The organism is Streptomyces thioluteus (assembly GCF_039535865.1).
In genome coordinates, this window is the sequence record NZ_BAAAXZ010000058.1 from 1 (window position 1) to 15,836 (window position 15,836).

General features: G+C 73.3%; 13 protein-coding genes. 8 read left to right on the forward strand and 5 right to left on the reverse strand.

What is annotated here, in order from left to right; translation table 11 throughout:
- The 5 genes from ABD794_RS07560 to recQ all read left to right on the forward strand — a co-directional run.
- The coding region (locus ABD794_RS07560) for a hypothetical protein (protein ID WP_344961777.1) at window positions 1-192 on the forward strand (192 nt) is incomplete at its 5' end.
- Between the two features lie 16 nt (window positions 193-208).
- Window positions 209-1,636, forward strand: coding sequence for a cytochrome P450 family protein (locus ABD794_RS07565; protein WP_344961779.1), 1,428 nt, complete (start codon window positions 209-211; stop codon window positions 1,634-1,636).
- Window positions 1,637-1,962: 326 nt separating this feature from the next.
- Window positions 1,963-2,643: a VC0807 family protein gene (locus ABD794_RS07570; protein ID WP_344961798.1), complete on the forward strand. Its 681-nt coding sequence runs from the start codon at window positions 1,963-1,965 to the stop codon at window positions 2,641-2,643.
- Between the two features lie 166 nt (window positions 2,644-2,809).
- Window positions 2,810-4,855, forward strand: coding sequence for a restriction endonuclease (locus ABD794_RS07575; RefSeq protein WP_344961781.1), 2,046 nt, complete (start codon window positions 2,810-2,812; stop codon window positions 4,853-4,855).
- 68 nt (window positions 4,856-4,923) lie between these two features.
- Entirely contained in the window at window positions 4,924-6,792 is a 1,869-nt protein-coding gene (gene recQ / locus ABD794_RS07580; RefSeq protein ID WP_344961783.1) for a DNA helicase RecQ, read from the forward strand.
- A gap of 7 nt (window positions 6,793-6,799) precedes the next feature.
- Here recQ and ABD794_RS07585 read toward each other — a convergent pair whose 3' ends face one another.
- The 4 genes from ABD794_RS07585 to ABD794_RS07600 form a co-directional block, all read right to left on the reverse strand.
- On the reverse strand, window positions 6,800-7,516 hold the full coding sequence (locus ABD794_RS07585) for a class F sortase (RefSeq protein WP_344961785.1): 717 nt from the start codon (window positions 7,514-7,516) through the stop codon (window positions 6,800-6,802).
- Between the two features lie 63 nt (window positions 7,517-7,579).
- Window positions 7,580-8,140, reverse strand: coding sequence for a hypothetical protein (locus tag ABD794_RS07590; RefSeq protein ID WP_344961787.1), 561 nt, complete (start codon window positions 8,138-8,140; stop codon window positions 7,580-7,582).
- 145 nt (window positions 8,141-8,285) lie between these two features.
- Complete coding sequence (locus ABD794_RS07595; protein ID WP_425585954.1) at window positions 8,286-10,115, reverse strand: MFS transporter; 1,830 nt, start codon at window positions 10,113-10,115, stop codon at window positions 8,286-8,288.
- 183 nt (window positions 10,116-10,298) lie between these two features.
- Entirely contained in the window at window positions 10,299-12,551 is a 2,253-nt protein-coding gene (locus ABD794_RS07600; RefSeq protein WP_344961789.1) for a D-alanyl-D-alanine carboxypeptidase, read from the reverse strand.
- Window positions 12,552-12,808: 257 nt separating this feature from the next.
- On the opposite strand from ABD794_RS07600, the gene ABD794_RS07605 reads away from it, so the two are divergent.
- From ABD794_RS07605 to ABD794_RS07615, 3 genes are all read left to right on the forward strand, one after another.
- Window positions 12,809-13,585 (forward strand): GOLPH3/VPS74 family protein, encoded by a 777-nt coding sequence (locus ABD794_RS07605; RefSeq protein WP_344961791.1) that lies wholly within the window; start codon window positions 12,809-12,811, stop codon window positions 13,583-13,585.
- Between the two features lie 352 nt (window positions 13,586-13,937).
- Window positions 13,938-14,795: a helix-turn-helix domain-containing protein gene (locus ABD794_RS07610; RefSeq protein ID WP_344961793.1), complete on the forward strand. Its 858-nt coding sequence runs from the start codon at window positions 13,938-13,940 to the stop codon at window positions 14,793-14,795.
- A 233-nt stretch (window positions 14,796-15,028) separates the two neighbouring features.
- Window positions 15,029-15,223, forward strand: a complete 195-nt coding sequence (locus tag ABD794_RS07615; protein ID WP_344961795.1) for a DUF397 domain-containing protein — start codon at window positions 15,029-15,031, stop codon at window positions 15,221-15,223.
- A 93-nt stretch (window positions 15,224-15,316) separates the two neighbouring features.
- On the opposite strand, the gene ABD794_RS07620 is transcribed toward ABD794_RS07615, so the two are convergent.
- On the reverse strand, window positions 15,317-15,836 hold a 520-nt coding region (locus ABD794_RS07620; protein WP_344961797.1), incomplete at its 5' end, for an ADP-ribosylglycohydrolase family protein.

Below are 15,836 nucleotides of genomic sequence, written 5' to 3' on the forward strand. Positions count from 1 at the left end.
GGCGGGCCGAGCCGGCGAGACCTCACCTCCTGGCTGCTGGCCCACCCCGAGGGGCTGTCGCCGGAGGAGGTGCTGCACCACCTCGCCGTCATCGTCGTCGCGGGCAACGGCCCCGCGCGAACTGGACGGCCGCCACCGTCCGGCTGCTGCTCACCGACGTCGCTTCCGCGCCACGTCACGGCGGCCGGCTGACCGTGGACGCGGCCCTGTGACGAGGTGCTGTGGCGGGACGCGCCGTGCAGAACTTCCCGGCGCTACGCCACCCCGCGACCTGCGCTTCGGCGGACAGCACCATCCGCGAGGGCGACGCGCTGCTGCTGGGGCTGGCGGCGGCCAACCGCGACCCCGGCCGTCCGCCCGGCCGACGGCACATCGTCCCGGCAACCGCTCCCACCTGGCGTTCAGCGCGGGGCCGCACACCTGCCCCGCCCGGGACCCGGCCCGGCTCATCGCGCACACGGCCGTCGACACGCTCATCAACCGGCTGCCCGACCTGCGACTCGCCGTGCCCGCGAGGAAGTTGACGTACCGTCCCTCGCCGTGGGCGCTGCGCGCTGACGGCGCTGCCCGTACGGTCTCACCCCGTCAGGAACACCGCCCGGAACACCGCCCGGAACACCGCAGTGGGAGGTCAGTGATGAACGCTCCGGTTCCGCCTCGATGCGACGGTTCCGATCTGCACGGCGAAATACGGTCGTTGCGCGCCCGCGGCCCCGTCGTCCGCGTCGAACTCCCCGACGGCGTACCGGCCTGGGTGATCACCCGGTACGACCTGCTGCGCGACCTGCTCACCGACCCGCGCATCGCCAAGGACCCCGCCCACTGGGACCTGTTGACGTCCGGCGCCGTCCCCGAGGGCTGGCCGCTCATCAACTTCGTCGCCCCCGCCGGGATGATCACGGCCGACGGCGCCGACCACCGCAGGCTGCGGGCCCTGGTCTCCCAGGCATTCACGCCCCGGCGCATCGCCGGCATGCGCCGCGCACGGAGGCGACCGTCCGCTCCCTCCTCGACGACCTCGGCGGGCACCCGCCGGCCGAACCGGTCGACCTCCGCCTCCACTACGCCTACCCTCGCCATGCGCACCATCGGCAACCTGCTGGGCGTACCGCCGGAGCGCTACGACGAGTTCCGCGCCCTGTCCGCCAGCCTCACCAGCAGCGCCCACCGGCCCCGACGAGGTCGTCGCCACCCGCCGCCGGCTGCTCGGGCTGCTCGCCGGCCTCGTCGCCGAGAAGCGGGCGCGGCCCGGCGAGGACATCACCAGCGACCTGATCGCCGCGCGGGAGGACGGCGACCGGCTCTCCGAGGACGAGCTCATCGGCACCCTCCTCCTCATGCTCGTCGCGGGCCACGGCACGACCCTCAACCTCGTCACCAACGCGGTGCGCGCCCTGCTCACCCACCCCGGCCAGCTGGCCCTGGTGCTCTCCGGGGAGCACCCCTGGACGTCCGTCACCGAGGAGGCCCTGCGCCGGGACTCGCCCGTCGGCCACTTCCCGATGCGGTACGCGACGGAGGACATCCCGCTGGGGGGCGAGGTCATCCGGCGCGGCGACGCCGTCCTCGCCTCGTACGCGGCGGCGGGCCGCGACCCGCACCGGTTACGGGGAGACGGCCGCCGACTTCGACCTGACCCGCGGGCCGGTGCGCCATCTGACCTTCGGCCACGGCGCGCACTTCTGCGTGGGCGCGGCCCTGGCCCGCCAGGAGGCGGAGGTGGCCCTCCCGGCCCTCTTCGCCCGCTTCCCGCGCCTGTCCCCGGCCGTCCCCTTCGACTCCCTCACCCCTCTCCCTCCTTCATCAGCAACAGCGTCCGCACCCTCCCCGTGCTCCTCGACCCATGACATTTGTCCCGCCGGATCTCCCACACCCGTCTCTGCCGGGTGCGGGGCACGGCGGGAGAGGCTGTTACCGCACCGCAGAACGCCGCAGGAACGAACAGCCCCACAGGAGCAGCACATGTCAGAGGTCGCCATCGCCCCGGCCGCCGCGCCCCATCCGCTGGCGGCCCTCAAGCCCCTCCTCCTCGACGTGGCCGTCCCCCTCGGCTCCTACTACCTCCTGCACTCGGCCCTCGGCCTGGACCTCGTCCTCTCCCTGGCCCTCAGCAGCGTGGTCCCCGCGGTCCACTCGATCGCGGACGCCGTCCGCAAGCGCACGTTCAACGCCCTGGCCACGGTGATGGTGGTCGTCAACCTCATCTCCATCGCCCTCAGTTTCACCACCGGTGACGTCCGCCTCATGATGGCCAAGGACTCGGCCATCAGCAGCTTCGTCGGCCTCTCCATCCTCTGGTCCGTGGTCCGCGGCCGCCCGATGATGACCGCCGGCCTCAAGCCCCTCCTCGTCAAGGCCAGCCCCGCCAAGTCCGCCGCGTGGGACCGCCTGTCGGTGTCCGACCCCCGCTTCCGCCGCCACGAGCGCACGTTCAGCCTGGTCTGGGGCGCGGCCCTGCTCGCGGAGTGCGTGGCCCGGGTCATCGGCGCGTACACGCTGCCGGTGGAGACGATGGCGTCCTGGGGCTCGACGGCGATGCTGCTGGGCGCGATCGCGGCGGGCATCGTGGTGGGCGGCGCCCTCGCGGTGGCGCCGATGGAGAAGCTGCTGGAGGAGGACGGGGCGGAGACCGCCGCGGCGTGAGGACCGGCGGCGCGGCCGGCCGGCTCCCCTGATCGTCCGTCATCCCGGGACGGGCGGGGAAACGTCCGTGTACCCGACTAAAGTTGACGAGTCACCGCTGGTCAAGGAGCCAGTACGTATCGCGGTCCGGGACGGAAGCGGTCTCGGGGGGAGGGCTGATTCCGCCATGACTCGTCGCTCCAATGGGCTGATAGGCATCTGGGCCGAGGCCCAGCGGGACCGGCAACGGCAGCAGGAGCTCAGGCAGCGGGCGCTGGTGCAGGAGCAGCGGGAGCTGGAGCGGCAGCAGCGGGCGGCGGAGCGGGAGGCCGCGCGGCTGGACCGGGAGCGGCGGGCCGCCTACCGGCAGGCGCGGGAGGCCGAGGCGCGGCGCCGGACCGAGGAGCTGGAGTCGCGGGTCACGGCGCTGGAGGGACTGCTCAGGGCGGGGTGCGCGGCGCCGGGGTTCACGACGGCGCGGCTGACGGAGCCGGAGGCGCTGGAGCCGTTCGACCCGGGGCATCTGGGGCAGCCGACGCTGATGCCGGACCCGGGGCGGTACGGCATCGGCAGACGGACGCAGTACGAGGCCGACCTGCGCGCGGCACGGGACGCCGAGGCGCGGCGGCAGCACCAACTGGCCGCGTACCGGCAGCAGTACGACCAGTGGGCGGCCGCCCGGCTGGCGCAGGTGCGGCAGCACAACGCGGGGGTCGCGGAGCTCGTGAGCGCCCTGCGCGGCGGCGATCCGGACGCGGTCGTCGACTACTTCTCGGCCGCGCTGTACGCCTCGACCGCCCTGCCGGAGGAGTTCCCGCACCAGATCTCCGCCGCCTACGACCCGGGCGCCCGCCAGCTCGTCCTGGAGTGGGAGCTGCCGGGCGTCGACGTGGTGCCGGAGGTGAAGGCGGTGCGGTACATGCCGACCGCCGACCAGGAGAAGGAGACGGCCCGCCCGGTCACCCAGCGCCGGGCACTGTACCGGGACGTGCTCGCCCAGTGCGTGCTGCTGGCGGTGCGCGAGCTGTTCGCGGCGGACGAGTTCGGGGCGCTGGAGTCCGTCGTGCTCAACGGCTTCGTCGACGACCACGACCCGGCGACCGGGCGGCGGGCCCGGCTGGTGCTGGCGGCGGTGACCGTGGACCGGCCGGCGTTCGGGCGGCTGCACCTGGAGCAGGTGAGCGCGCCCGAGTGCCTGACGGACGCGCTGGGCGGACGGCTCTCGGCCCGCCCCGACCAGCGCACCGCCGTCCGGCCGGAGCGGACGCCCGGCGAGGTCGGCCGGGGCGTGGTCTCGCACGGCGGCGGGGAGGACGGCGACCCGGACCTGTTCGAGATGGACCCCGTCGCCTTCGAGGCACTGGTCGCGGAGCTGTTCCGGGCCCGGGGCATGCAGGCGGTGATGACGACCCGGTCCAACGACGGCGGGGTGGACGTCGAGGCCCTCGACCCGGACCCGATCAGCGGCGGCCGGATCATCGTGCAGGTCAAGCGGTACCGCAGGACCGTCCCGCCGACGGCGGTGCGCGATCTGTTCGGGACGGTGCAGGGGGCCGGGGCGAACAAGGGCGTGCTCGTCACGACCTCGGGGTTCGGCCCCGGCTCGTACGCCTTCGCCAACGGCAAGCCGCTGACCCTGGTGTCCGGCGAGGAGCTGGTGGGACTGCTGGCGCAGCACGGGCTGCGGGGGCGGCTGGGACCGGCCGGGGCGAAGCCGCGTACGGCCCCGGTCGCGGAGCCCGCCGAACACAACGTGCTCGGCATGTCCTGGTCCGGCCGCGTCGCCCTGGACGTCTGCGCCCTGGTCTGCCGGGGCGCCCGGGTGCTCAGCGACGACCACTTCGTCTTCTACAACAACCCGCGCACCCCCGACGGCACCGTCCGCGCCACCGAGCCGCTGTCCGGGTCCGGGGACCGGGCCGCCCTGCGGGTGGCCTTCGACGCGCTGCCGGCGACCGCGGACCGGCTGGTGCTGGCGGCGGCCATAGACCCGGAGGTCAACCCGGAGGCCGACCTGTCCCTCTTCACCGACGCCCGGATCCGGCTGTCGGACGCGGCGGGCGCCGAGCTGGGGCAGCTGGAGGTGTCCGACGGGCGGCCGGGCGAGACGGCCCTGGTGCTGGGCTCGTTCCGGAAGCGGTCCGGCGGGAACTGGGACTTCGTCGTGGGGGGCAAGGGATACGCGGGGGGCCTGGAGGCGCTGGTGCAGGAGTACGGGATAGAGGTGGCCTGAGATATCACCGAGCGCCGGGTTTTCCACAGGCCCCGACCGGCGTCGGCCGTTCCTCGTACACTGCCCGAATGGCCGACCCCACTGACACCACTGAGCCCGGCGTGGCCGGCGAGGCGCTGGGCGTCCTGCGCCGCGTCTTCGGTTACGACGCGTTCCGCGGGGCGCAGGAAGAGATCATCGAGCACGTCGTCGCAGGTGGCGACGCGCTCGTCCTGATGCCCACGGGCGGCGGCAAGTCGCTGTGCTATCAGATCCCGGCGCTGGTCAGACCGGGTGTCGGCGTGGTCGTCTCGCCGCTGATCGCGCTCATGCAGGACCAGGTGGACGCGCTCCGCGCCCTGGGCGTCCGGGCCGGCTTCCTGAACTCGACGCAGGACCTGGACGAGCGCCGCATGGTGGAGGCCGAGTTCCTCGCCGGCGAGCTGGACGTGCTCTACCTGGCGCCGGAGCGGCTGCGCCTGGAGTCGACGATGAGCCTGCTCGACCGGGGCAAGGTCTCCGTCTTCGCCATCGACGAGGCGCACTGCGTCGCCCAGTGGGGCCACGACTTCCGCCCCGACTACCTCGCGCTCTCCGCCCTGCACGAGCGCTGGCCCGACGTCCCCCGCATCGCCCTGACCGCGACGGCCACGGAGGCCACCCGCCGGGAGATCGCCGCCCGGCTGCAGCTCGGTGACGCCCGTCACTTCGTCGCGAGCTTCGACCGGCCGAACATCCAGTACCGGATCGTCCCCAAGAACGACCCGAAGAAGCAGCTCCTGGAGCTGGTCCACGGCGAGCATCCGGGGGACGCGGGCGTCGTCTACTGCCTGTCCCGCAAGAGCGTCGAGGACGTGGCGGACTTCCTCGTGGCCCACGGCGTCGAGGCCCTCCCCTACCACGCGGGCCTGGACGCCCGGGTCCGCGCCGCCAACCAGTCGCGCTTCCTGCGCGAGGACGGCGTGGTGATGGTCGCCACGATCGCCTTCGGCATGGGCATCGACAAGCCGGACGTCCGCTTCGTCGCCCACCTCGACCTGCCCAAGTCCGTCGAGGGCTACTACCAGGAGACCGGCCGCGCCGGGCGCGACGGCCAGCCGTCCACGGCCTGGCTGGCCTACGGGCTCCAGGACGTCGTCCAGCAGCGGAAGATGATCGACGGCTCGGAGGGCGACGAGGCGCACCGCCGCCGCCTGGCCTCCCACCTCGACGCGATGCTCTCCCTCTGCGAGACGGTCGAGTGCCGGCGCGGGCGCCTGCTGGACTACTTCGGCCAGCGGGCCGACGGTCCCTGCGGCAACTGCGACACCTGCATCGCTCCCCCGGTGACCTGGGACGGCACCATCGCCGCCCAGAAGTTCCTCTCCGCCGTCCTCCGCCTCGCCCGCGAGCGGCGGCAGAAGTTCGGCGCGGGCCAGATCATCGACATCCTCCTCGGCAAGAAGACCGCCAAGGTCATCCAGCACGACCACGACCAGCTGACCGTCTTCGGCATCGGCACCGAGCTCGGCGCCCCCGAATGGCGCGCGGTCGTACGGCAGTTGCTCGCCCTGGGCCTGCTCGCCGTGGAGGGCGAGTACGGCACGCTCGTCCTGACGGAGGCGAGCGGCGACGTCCTCGGCCGGCGCCGCGACGTCCTGATGCGCCGCGAGCCGGAGAAGCCGTCCCGCGCCCGCTCCGCCTCCGGCAAGACCCGCAACGCGCCCCCCGCGGACCTCCCCGAGGAAGCCCTCCCGGTCTTCGAGGCCCTCCGCGCCTGGCGCGCCTCCCAGGCGAAGGAGCAGGGCGTCCCCGCCTACGTCATCTTCCACGACGCGACGCTCCGCGAGATCGCCACCCTGCGGCCGGAGTCCATGGACGCCCTGGGCACGGTGAGCGGCGTCGGCGAGAACAAGCTGGCGAAGTACGGGGAGCAGATCCTGGAGGTCCTGGGGGAGCCGGCGGAGGCGTCGGCGTAGCCCGGCGTCACCGGTGAGGGCGCTGCGCGGGCCGGCGCCGTTCGGGACGGGGCCTGGCCGGCGGTCGCGCGGGGCGCGGCTCGCCGGTCACCTTCGTCAGATGCGCGTACACCACCACGTTCCCCAGATACGCGCGCTCCTCCTCCGAGAACCCTCCCCCGCACGTGATCACCCTCAACTCCGGCCGTCCGGACGCCCCGTAGACCTTCCGCGACGGGAAGTCGTTCCGCCCGTACACCTCGATCGCGTCGATCGTGAAGACGGCGGTCCGGCCGTCGACGCGCAGGACCTCCACCGAGTTGCCCTTCTTCAGGGCGCCGAGGTTGTAGAGGACGGCCGGGCCGTCCGGGGTGTCGACGTGGCCCGCCACGACCGCCGTGCCGATGGCGCCCGGGCGCGTGCCCGCCTCGTACCAGCCGGCGACGTTGCGGTCCTTGACCGGCGGCGTCGCCAGCGAACCGTCCGGGAGCAGGCGGAGGCCGAGCAGGGGGGCGTCGACACGGATCTCGGGTATGCGCAGGCGGACCGGGGTCGCGGGGGGCAGGGGGCGGACCAGGGACTCGCGGTGGCGGGGGGTGAGCGCGCCGTGGGAGGCGAACGCCTCCGAGGGCGACGGCTGGGGCGGGGGCGCGGGGGCCCTGGCGCCGGTGTCCATGAGCCAGGTGCCGGTGAACGCGCCGGCGGCCAGGAGCAGGGCCGCCGCGGTGACACGCGTGGAAGGCATCGGAGTCCTCCGCGGAGCGGAGCCCGGTTCCCGGCCGCCGGAACGGCCGGGAACCGGAGCCGCTCAGGCCCGGCCGCCGCCCGAGCGACGGCGCAGGAACAGCGTCCCGCCGACCGCCGCGGTGGCCAGGACCGCCGCCCCCGCGATGATCTCGGACGTACCCGAGCCCTCGCTGGTGCCGCCGGCGCCGGTCTTCATCGGCCCCGCGGGGGGACTGACCGGCTTGGCCGGTTTGCTCGGCGCGGGGGTCGACCAGGAGCCGTTGGCCGACCCGCTGCCGACGACCACGTCACCCGTGGCCTCCTTGCCGTTCTTGCACTTGACCCCGATGCCGTACGTGCCGGCCTTCGCCGCGTCGGGGACCTTGAACTCGCCGACGACCACTTCCTTGTGGGTGCTCGACTTGAGCTCGAACGCGGAGGGTCCTCCCACGGCGCTGGCGTCCCCCGTACCCACACCCTGCTTGCCGCAGGCCGGGGTGCTCACCGTGACCGTCGCGCCCGCGGTGGTGGCGCCTGGTTCGATCTCCAGCTTCTCGAAGTCCCCGGCGAAGGCGGGGACGCAGGGCAGCCCGGCCACGGCTATGGTCAGGACGGCGCCGGCCAGCACTCGTGCAGTACGCATGCTCGTTCCTCCGTGCGCGCGGACGCGGCACACCGATGTGCCGCAGCAGGTGGGAGGTTCCGCGCAGTTACGAGCGAACCGGCGTTCCGCACCCGGCGCACGCCGCGCGAGGACGAACGGGTGACGGGCCCCCGGTACGGAACGGCTACCGCGCCAGATCGTCCGGGCAGCCCGTGCCGCGCGGCAGCTTGTACGGCGCGCCGATCCGGTACGTGCCGGCGTGCGGCGCGTGGAGCACCGTCCAGTCGTCCTCCGGCCGCTCGTCCCCGGACGCCAGGTCGACGCGCTTCGTCAGACAGCCCCGCTCGTTGACCGGCGGCTCGCCGTTCGGCCCGGCCTTGGGCGGCTCGACCGGCTTCCCGGCCTCGTCCACCAGGCCCAGCCAGGGCGTGTACGGGATGCGGATGAGCACCGGGCCGGCGGACTTCACGCTGATCGTCAGCTCGTCCGCGTCGGCCCGCAGCACCTCCGCGGGGGGCGCGGCGAGCGGCGTCGGGTTCTTGACCGCGTACAGCCGCCAATTGGCGTCGGACCAGATCTGCTCCAGGTACGGCTGGCCCTTGGCGACGAGCTCGGCCTCCTTGACGGCGGCGTGGTCGGGCTCGTCGGTCGGCAGGACGACGTAGTGGACCGCCCAGCGGTCGAGCCACTGGCGGTAGCTGCCGGCGGTGAGCAGGTCCTCCTTGTAGAAGAGCGGGTTCCGCTTCATGTCGGCCTGCCGGTTCCAGCCCCGGGCCAGATTGACGTACGGGGCGACCGCGGAGGCCTCGCGGTGGCTGCGGGCCGGGACGACCTCGACCCGGCCGCGCCCGGCGTCCAGCTTCTGGAGCCGGTCCACGAGCGGGGCGAGCTCGCGCGCCCAGGAGGCGGCGGGGGTGGTGTTCACGATGTCCGCGCCGGAGTTGGCGCCCTGCCAGATCGTGACCGTGGCCACGGCCAGGACGGCCGCGGTCCACTTGCGGCCGGTGCGCAGCCACTCCGCGCGCGGCGGGGTCTCCAGCCTCTGGAGCGCGGCGAGGAGGACCACGCCGCCGAAGACCATGCCGAGGCGGGAGATGTTGGTGCCGATCTGCGAGGGGATGAGCCAGACCAGCAGCACGCCGACCACGTAGAGACCGGACGCTATCCGGACGATCCGCCACTCCTTCGGCGTGAAGGCCAGCCCGGAGAACCCGATCACCAGCGGCAGGATCGTCGACGGGAACGTCATCGGCTGCTGCCCGGAGAACGGGAAGAGCCACGCCGAGAGGCCGACCACGGCGACCGGGGTGAGCCCCAGCGCGTACGCCGCGGGCCGCCGCTTGCCCAGCCACAGGGCGGCGGCGACGATGCCCACGTACAGGCCGGCGACCGGGCTCGACGCCGTCGCGAGGGCGGCCGCCAGGGCCGCGAGGCCGCCCCGGAGCCAGCGGTACCGCCGCTCGGCGCGCCAGCGCGCCGGCCAGGCGAAGACCATCGCGATGGCGGCCAGGCCGAACATCACGCCCAGCGCGAAGGTCACCCGCCCGGAGATCGCGTTGCAGGCCATCGCGAAGGCGCCGTAGAGGGACGGCCACAGCGGCCGCCGCACCGCGCGGCTGCGCACCACCAGCAGGGCGATCAGCCCGGCCGAGACGGTGCCCGCGATCATCATCGTCGGGCGCACGCCGAGCTGGGCCATCAGGTACGGCGAGATCGCGCTGTACGAGACGGGGTGCATGCCGCCGTACCAGGCGAGGTTGTACGCCGAGGCCGGGTGCTGGAGGGCGAACTCGGCCCAGGCGTCCTGGGCGGCGAGGTCACCGCCGCTGTTGGCGAAGACGAACCGCCAGACGACGTGGAGCACAGCGGCCACGAACAGGGTGACGGGCACGGTGCCGGTGAGCAGCTCACGGATCCCCGGCCATCGCGAAGAAGCGCCCGGCACGGTGCGTGCGGCGCCTTCTCTGTCCTGCTCTTCGGATTTGCCGGCCCGCGTCGGGCCCACGGTGGTCACTGCGGTTACTCCCCGTCCTCCCCGAGGTCTTCCCCCATCTTCGCGCACGCCCCCGGAACGACCGCGGGCGAGCCCCGCGACGCTAGCACGCGCCGTCCAGAAGGCCCGCCCCGTGAAACGGCTCCCGGCCCGTACCCACCACTCGTACGGGCCAGGAGCCGGTCGTCCGCGCAAAGGCGCCGGTCAGCCCAGGCGCGTGAGCTTCGAGCCGAAGGACGGCTCGCTCAGCGGCTTCTGGAGCGCCACCGGGACCTTCACGGCCTCCGACCCGGTGCCGACGACGAGCTCGCCGACGACGGTGCCGGCCTTGGCCGAGTGCGGGACGGCGTTGCCCTTGGAACCCTTGGGGCCCTTGGGCTCGATGGTGAACTTCGCCTTCAGCCCGCCCCAGCCGAAGCCCTTGACGTCCTTGGTGGCCACGACCGGGGTCTTGCTGCCGAGCTGGTCGTCCACGTAGCCGACGACCTGGCCCTTCTTGACGACGGTGGCCTCCTGGAGACCGTTCTGGACGGCGGTCATCTGCCCGTAGCTGACGTCCCGGGCCATCTTCAGGGACATCAGCGCCTGGACGTCCGGGCCCTTCTTCCAGTGCTGGTCCATGGTGGTGCCGACGATCAGCACCTCCTCGTCGCCGAACCGCTTGCGGGCCGCCCACATCAGGGCGCCGCCGGCCGCGGTGGTCGAGCCGGTCTTGATGCCCAGGACACCGGTGCGCTTGAGCAGCAGCTCGTCGATGTTGCTGTTGATCTGCCCGCCGTCCTTGATCTTGGCGTTGGGCTTGGTGGTGATCGACCGGACGATCGGGTTCGTGATCACCTTCTCGGCCAGCAGCACCTGGTCGGAGGCGGTGCTCACGGTCGTCTTGTCGAAGCCGCTGGGGTCGGTGTACGTAGTGCGCTTCATCCCCAGTTCCTTGGCCACGTCGTTCATCTTCTTGACGAACGCGGCCTCGGACCCGGCGTCCCAACGGGCCAGCTGGCGGGCGATGTTGTTGCCGGAGGGGATCAGCAGCATCTGGAGCATGTCGTACTCCGAGTACGACTGCCCGGCCTTGACCCACTCGATCCGCGACTCGTCGCCCGAGCCGGCCTCCTTCTCCGCCTGGGCGTCGATGGTGATCGTGGGGCCCTGCTCGGGAACCTCCTGCCCGCCCTGCTTCTTCATCTTCAGCGGGTGGTCGCGCAGGACGATGTACGCCGTCATGACCTTGGCCATCGAGGCCGTCGGCACGGGCTTCTGCTCACCGAAGGTGCCCAGGTCGCCCACGCCGAGCACCTTGGCCGCGGACTGGCCCTCCTCGGGCCACTTCATGTCGAACTTCTCGCCGCCGAAGGTGAAGGCGGCCTTCTCGCCCTTCACCAGCCGCGCGTCCGGCAGCGGCCGGAACGCCTGCACGACGCAGAAGACGATCAGCAGCAGAACCGCTATCGGCGTGTAGATCTTCAGGCGCCGGACGGTGCTGCGCACCGGGGTCTCCGGCGGCGGCGGGGTGTTGGTCAGCTGCGCCAGGAGGTCGAGCGGCGCCTGCTTCTCCCCGTCCGGGCCGACCGGCATGGGCGTCTGCGTCGTCCGCTCGGGACCGTCGGAGCCGGCTGCCTCCGGGCGCGCGGCGGGCGCCGCCGGCGCGGGCGGGGCGACCTTGACGGGCACGGCGGGCCGGGGCGCCTTCGGGGGCGCGGCGGGGGCTTCGTCCGACTTGAGCGGGACGAAGCGGCTCGCCCGCTCGTCCCCGGTGGGCGCGCCCTTGGGCGGGGCGGCCGGGGTCTTGACCTCCGGCGCCTCGACCTCGGGGGCCTTGATCAGGGCGGTGGGCTGGTCGGAGGGGTCGGGCTCGGCCGGGTCGCCTCCCGCGGGGGGCTTGGACGCGGAGGCGCCGCTCTCCGGGGCGCCCGCGCCGGAGGCTCCGGTCCCGGCGGCCTTCGCCGCGGCGGTGCCGGTCCCGGCGGACTTCGGCGCGTCGGTGGCCGGTGCCTTGATCAGCGCGGTCGGCTGGTCGGCGGCGGCCTTCGCCGCGGCGGTCCCGGTCCCGGCGGACTTCGTCCCCGCCGTCCCGGGCGCCTCGACGACCGGCGCCTTGAGCAGCGCCGTCGGCTGATCGGCGGCGGACGCCGCCGAGCGGTCCGCGCCGGACTTCGCCGGCCGGTCGTCCGCGGCCGAGTCCCCGATCGTCTCCGGCGCATCCTCGTCCGCACCGGCCACCCACGAGGCCACGGCGGCCTTCAGCCGGTCGTCGCCGGCCGCGGCGTCGGCACGAGGGGTGCCGTCCTTCGGACGGCCACCTTCCGCTTCCTCCCGCTTCGCGGGCTTTGCATCCGCATCGGTTGCGGAGTCCGACTCCGTCGATGCCGTGGCCACGGCAGCCTTCGGCTCCCGCTCGCCAGCCGTCTCCCCCGACGGCTTCCCCTGCTCAGACTTGTCGGGGGACTCGCCCGCCACCGATGCCTCCTCGATTCCCGCGCGTACGCCGAGGCGGGGCGACCAGCGCCCCGCTTCCCGGACATTCTCAACGTCTACCAGTGTCCTCTGCCGTCGGCGTGCCAGCGCGCGACCGCCCGTCAAGCGGCTTCCACGGCTTCACCCATGTGCAAGACGAGACGACATACCTACCGGTTCCCACCCGAAGCCACCACGCACTCTCGACAGACCAATGTGAGAGGGGTCACCCTGTCACTCATCCACGCGGGGAGGCATGGATGGGCAGGAGCCGCAGAACAATTCCGGAGGAGCTTCTGCTGCTCGCCTTGGACCCGACGACCGGGACCACGGCGCAGCCGCAGTCGCTCGACCTCGGTCTCGCCGGAGCCCAGCTAGTGGAGCTGGCTCTGGCCGGACGGATAGCCCCTGACGGGGATCGTATCGCCGTGGTGATGCCACGGCCCACAGGAGATCCGACCCTGGACACCGCACTCGAACTGCTGCGACGCCGCGGCAGCCCGGTCCGCGCGGTGCACTGGATCGGCGGGCCCCGGCTGGGGCTGCGTCAGACGTACCTCACCCACCTGGAGCGGTGCGGCATGGTGCACGCCGTCGTCGGCCAGATGTGCGGGGTGCTGCCGACCACCCGCTACCAGGCGACGGACACGGCCATCAGCCGGGAGATCAGGGCCCGGCTGGACAGCGCGATCCGCACCGGTGTGCCGCCGGACCCGCGGACGGCGGCGCTGGCCGCGCTGGCCCACGCGGTCGGCCTGGGCAAGCACCTGTACCCGGGCAACGAGGGCCGTTCGTCCAGGTCCCGGCTGCGGGACCTGATCCGGCACGACCCGATGGGCGGCCTCGTGGCGCACGCCGTGCTCGACGTGCAGAACGGGGTGGCCCAGCCGCGCCGGTCCGCGGCGGTGGCCGGCGGCGGGAACGGCGGCGCAGGGCGCCGGAAGGCGTCCGTCCGGGGCGCGGTGGCATCTGCTGAAACCGTTCCTCAGCCCGTGACGCCCCACGGCGGGGTGATGGCCCGCGCGGCGGCCTCGTGAGGCCGCGGCGGACGGCCTTCCGGACCCGGAGGGGCTTCCCCCGGCGGAGCGCCCTCCGGCGACGGAACGCTTTCCGGTGACGCGTGTTCCGGTGACGCGTGGAACCGGGCCGGACCGGGTGACGCGGTGACGTGAGCGACCCGGTCGCCCGGAGGGGCGTCCCGTGCGCGGGGTGGTGGCCCGGCCGCCACCCCGCGCAGGCGCGCCCGCGAACTGCCGGGCCCGTACGGCATCGTGACTCCGGTCATCGCGAGAGGACGCTGTGTCGGCATTTTCCAGCGCCGCCCCGGCCGGTGGTGGCAGGCTGCGTGGACCAGGAGACAGCAGCATGACGGAGCCGGAGGTGCCTCCCGTGGCGTCCAGTGTCAACCCCACCGTAAGGCGGCGCCGATTGGGGCAGGAGCTGCGCAAGCTCCGGGAGCTCAAAGGGATGACGGCCGAGGAGGTGGCCGAGCGGCTCCTGGTGTCCCAGTCGAAGATCAGCCGGCTGGAGAACGGCCGCCGCAGCATCAGCCAGCGCGACGTCCGCGATCTGTGCGGGGTGTACGGGGTCGAGGACCACCGCATCGTCGATTCGCTGATGCAGATGGCCAAAGAGTCACGGCAGCAAGGCTGGTGGCATGCCTTCGGCGACATCCCGTACAGCGTCTACATCGGTCTGGAGACCGACGCGGCGTCGTTGCGGATCTACGAGGCGTCGCTCATCCCCGGCCTGCTCCAGACCCCGGGGTACGCCAGCGCCGTCACCGAGGGCTCGTGGCCGGAGGCCACCGCCGCCGAGGTCGAGCGGCGCGTGCAGGTGCGGATGCGGCGCCAGGAGCGGATCACCGAACCGGACAACCCGCTGCGCCTGTGGGCCGTCATCGACGAGTCGGCGCTGCGGCGCATCGTCGGCAACCGGGCCATCATGTGCGAACAGCTGGAGCACCTGGTCGAGTTCAGCCTCCAGCCGCACATCACCGTGCAGATCCTGCCCTACGACGTGGGCGCGCACCCGGGGATGTACGGCAAGTTCTGCATCCTGGAGTTCCACGACCCGCAGGACGCCAGCACGGTCTACCTGGAGGGCATCACCAGCGACCTGTACCTGGAGAAGCCCAACGACGTGCAGGCGTACAGCGTGATGTACGAGCACCTGCGGATGCAGGCCCTCAACGCCGAGCAGACACGGCAGTTCCTGCTCAGCGTCGCGGACGAGTACCGCGACTGAGCCCGACCGAGCACCGCCCCCGGGACGGCCGCCCGCCGAGGAGGCGGAACGGTACACCTGGTGCCGTCCCCGGGGAAGAGTCGCCTGGAATATGCCATCCGGTCGAGTGAACAGCCAGCTCATCCGGTGATGTTGGCGCGTACCGTCGGTCGCACCTCGGGAAGCCGGCGCCACCCCCGATTACGACAGGCAGCACTTCGTCAGGCAGCACTCACAGGCAACGGAGCAACACCATGGCAATTCAGCAGGGCATGTCCACGTGGCGGAAGTCCTCCTACTCCCTCAACGGCGACTGCGTCGAGGTCGCCTCCTTCCTCCCCGGGTCCGTCGCGGTGCGCGACTCCAAGGCCCCCCGGCAGGCCGAGCTCGGCTTCACGCCCGAGGCGTGGGCGGCTTTCATGACCACGGTCACCCCCGGCGCCGAGTGACGCCCGGCCGGCACCCGCACGCCCCGTCCTGACGGGCGGGGTCGGCGCGGCCGGGCCCGTGGCGCAGACGCGTCCGCTGCGCCGCGGGCCGGGTCAGGCCCGCGGGTACCGCGCCAGCCAGGCGGCCGAGGAGCCGGCCGGGCCGTGCAGCGAGGCGCCCTGCGTCAGCTCCATGGCGAAGTCGTCGGCGAGTTGGAGGACGGTGGCCCGTCCCTCCAGCTCGGCGAGCCACCCGGCGGGCAGCGCGGTCTCCCCGTGCAGCGCGCCGAGCAGGTTGCCGCAGATCGACCCGGTGGAGTCCGAATCCCCGCCGTGGTTGACGGCGAGCAGCAGCCCGTGGCGCACGTCCTCGGCGACGAGCGCGCAGTAGACCCCCATGGCCAGGGCCTCCTCCGCCACCCATCCCTGGCCGAGGGACTCCACGCGCTCGGGCTCCGGCAGTCCCTGGCGCACCGCGCCCAGGGCCTGCCGGAGCGCCCCGGTGGTCTCCTCGTGCCCCGGGCGGCCGGCGAGCAGGGTCAGTGCCCGCTGGACGGCCGCGTCCAGCGGCTCGCCGCGCGCGACGCCGTGGACGATGACCGCGAACGCCCCCGCGGCCAGCGAGCCCGTGGGA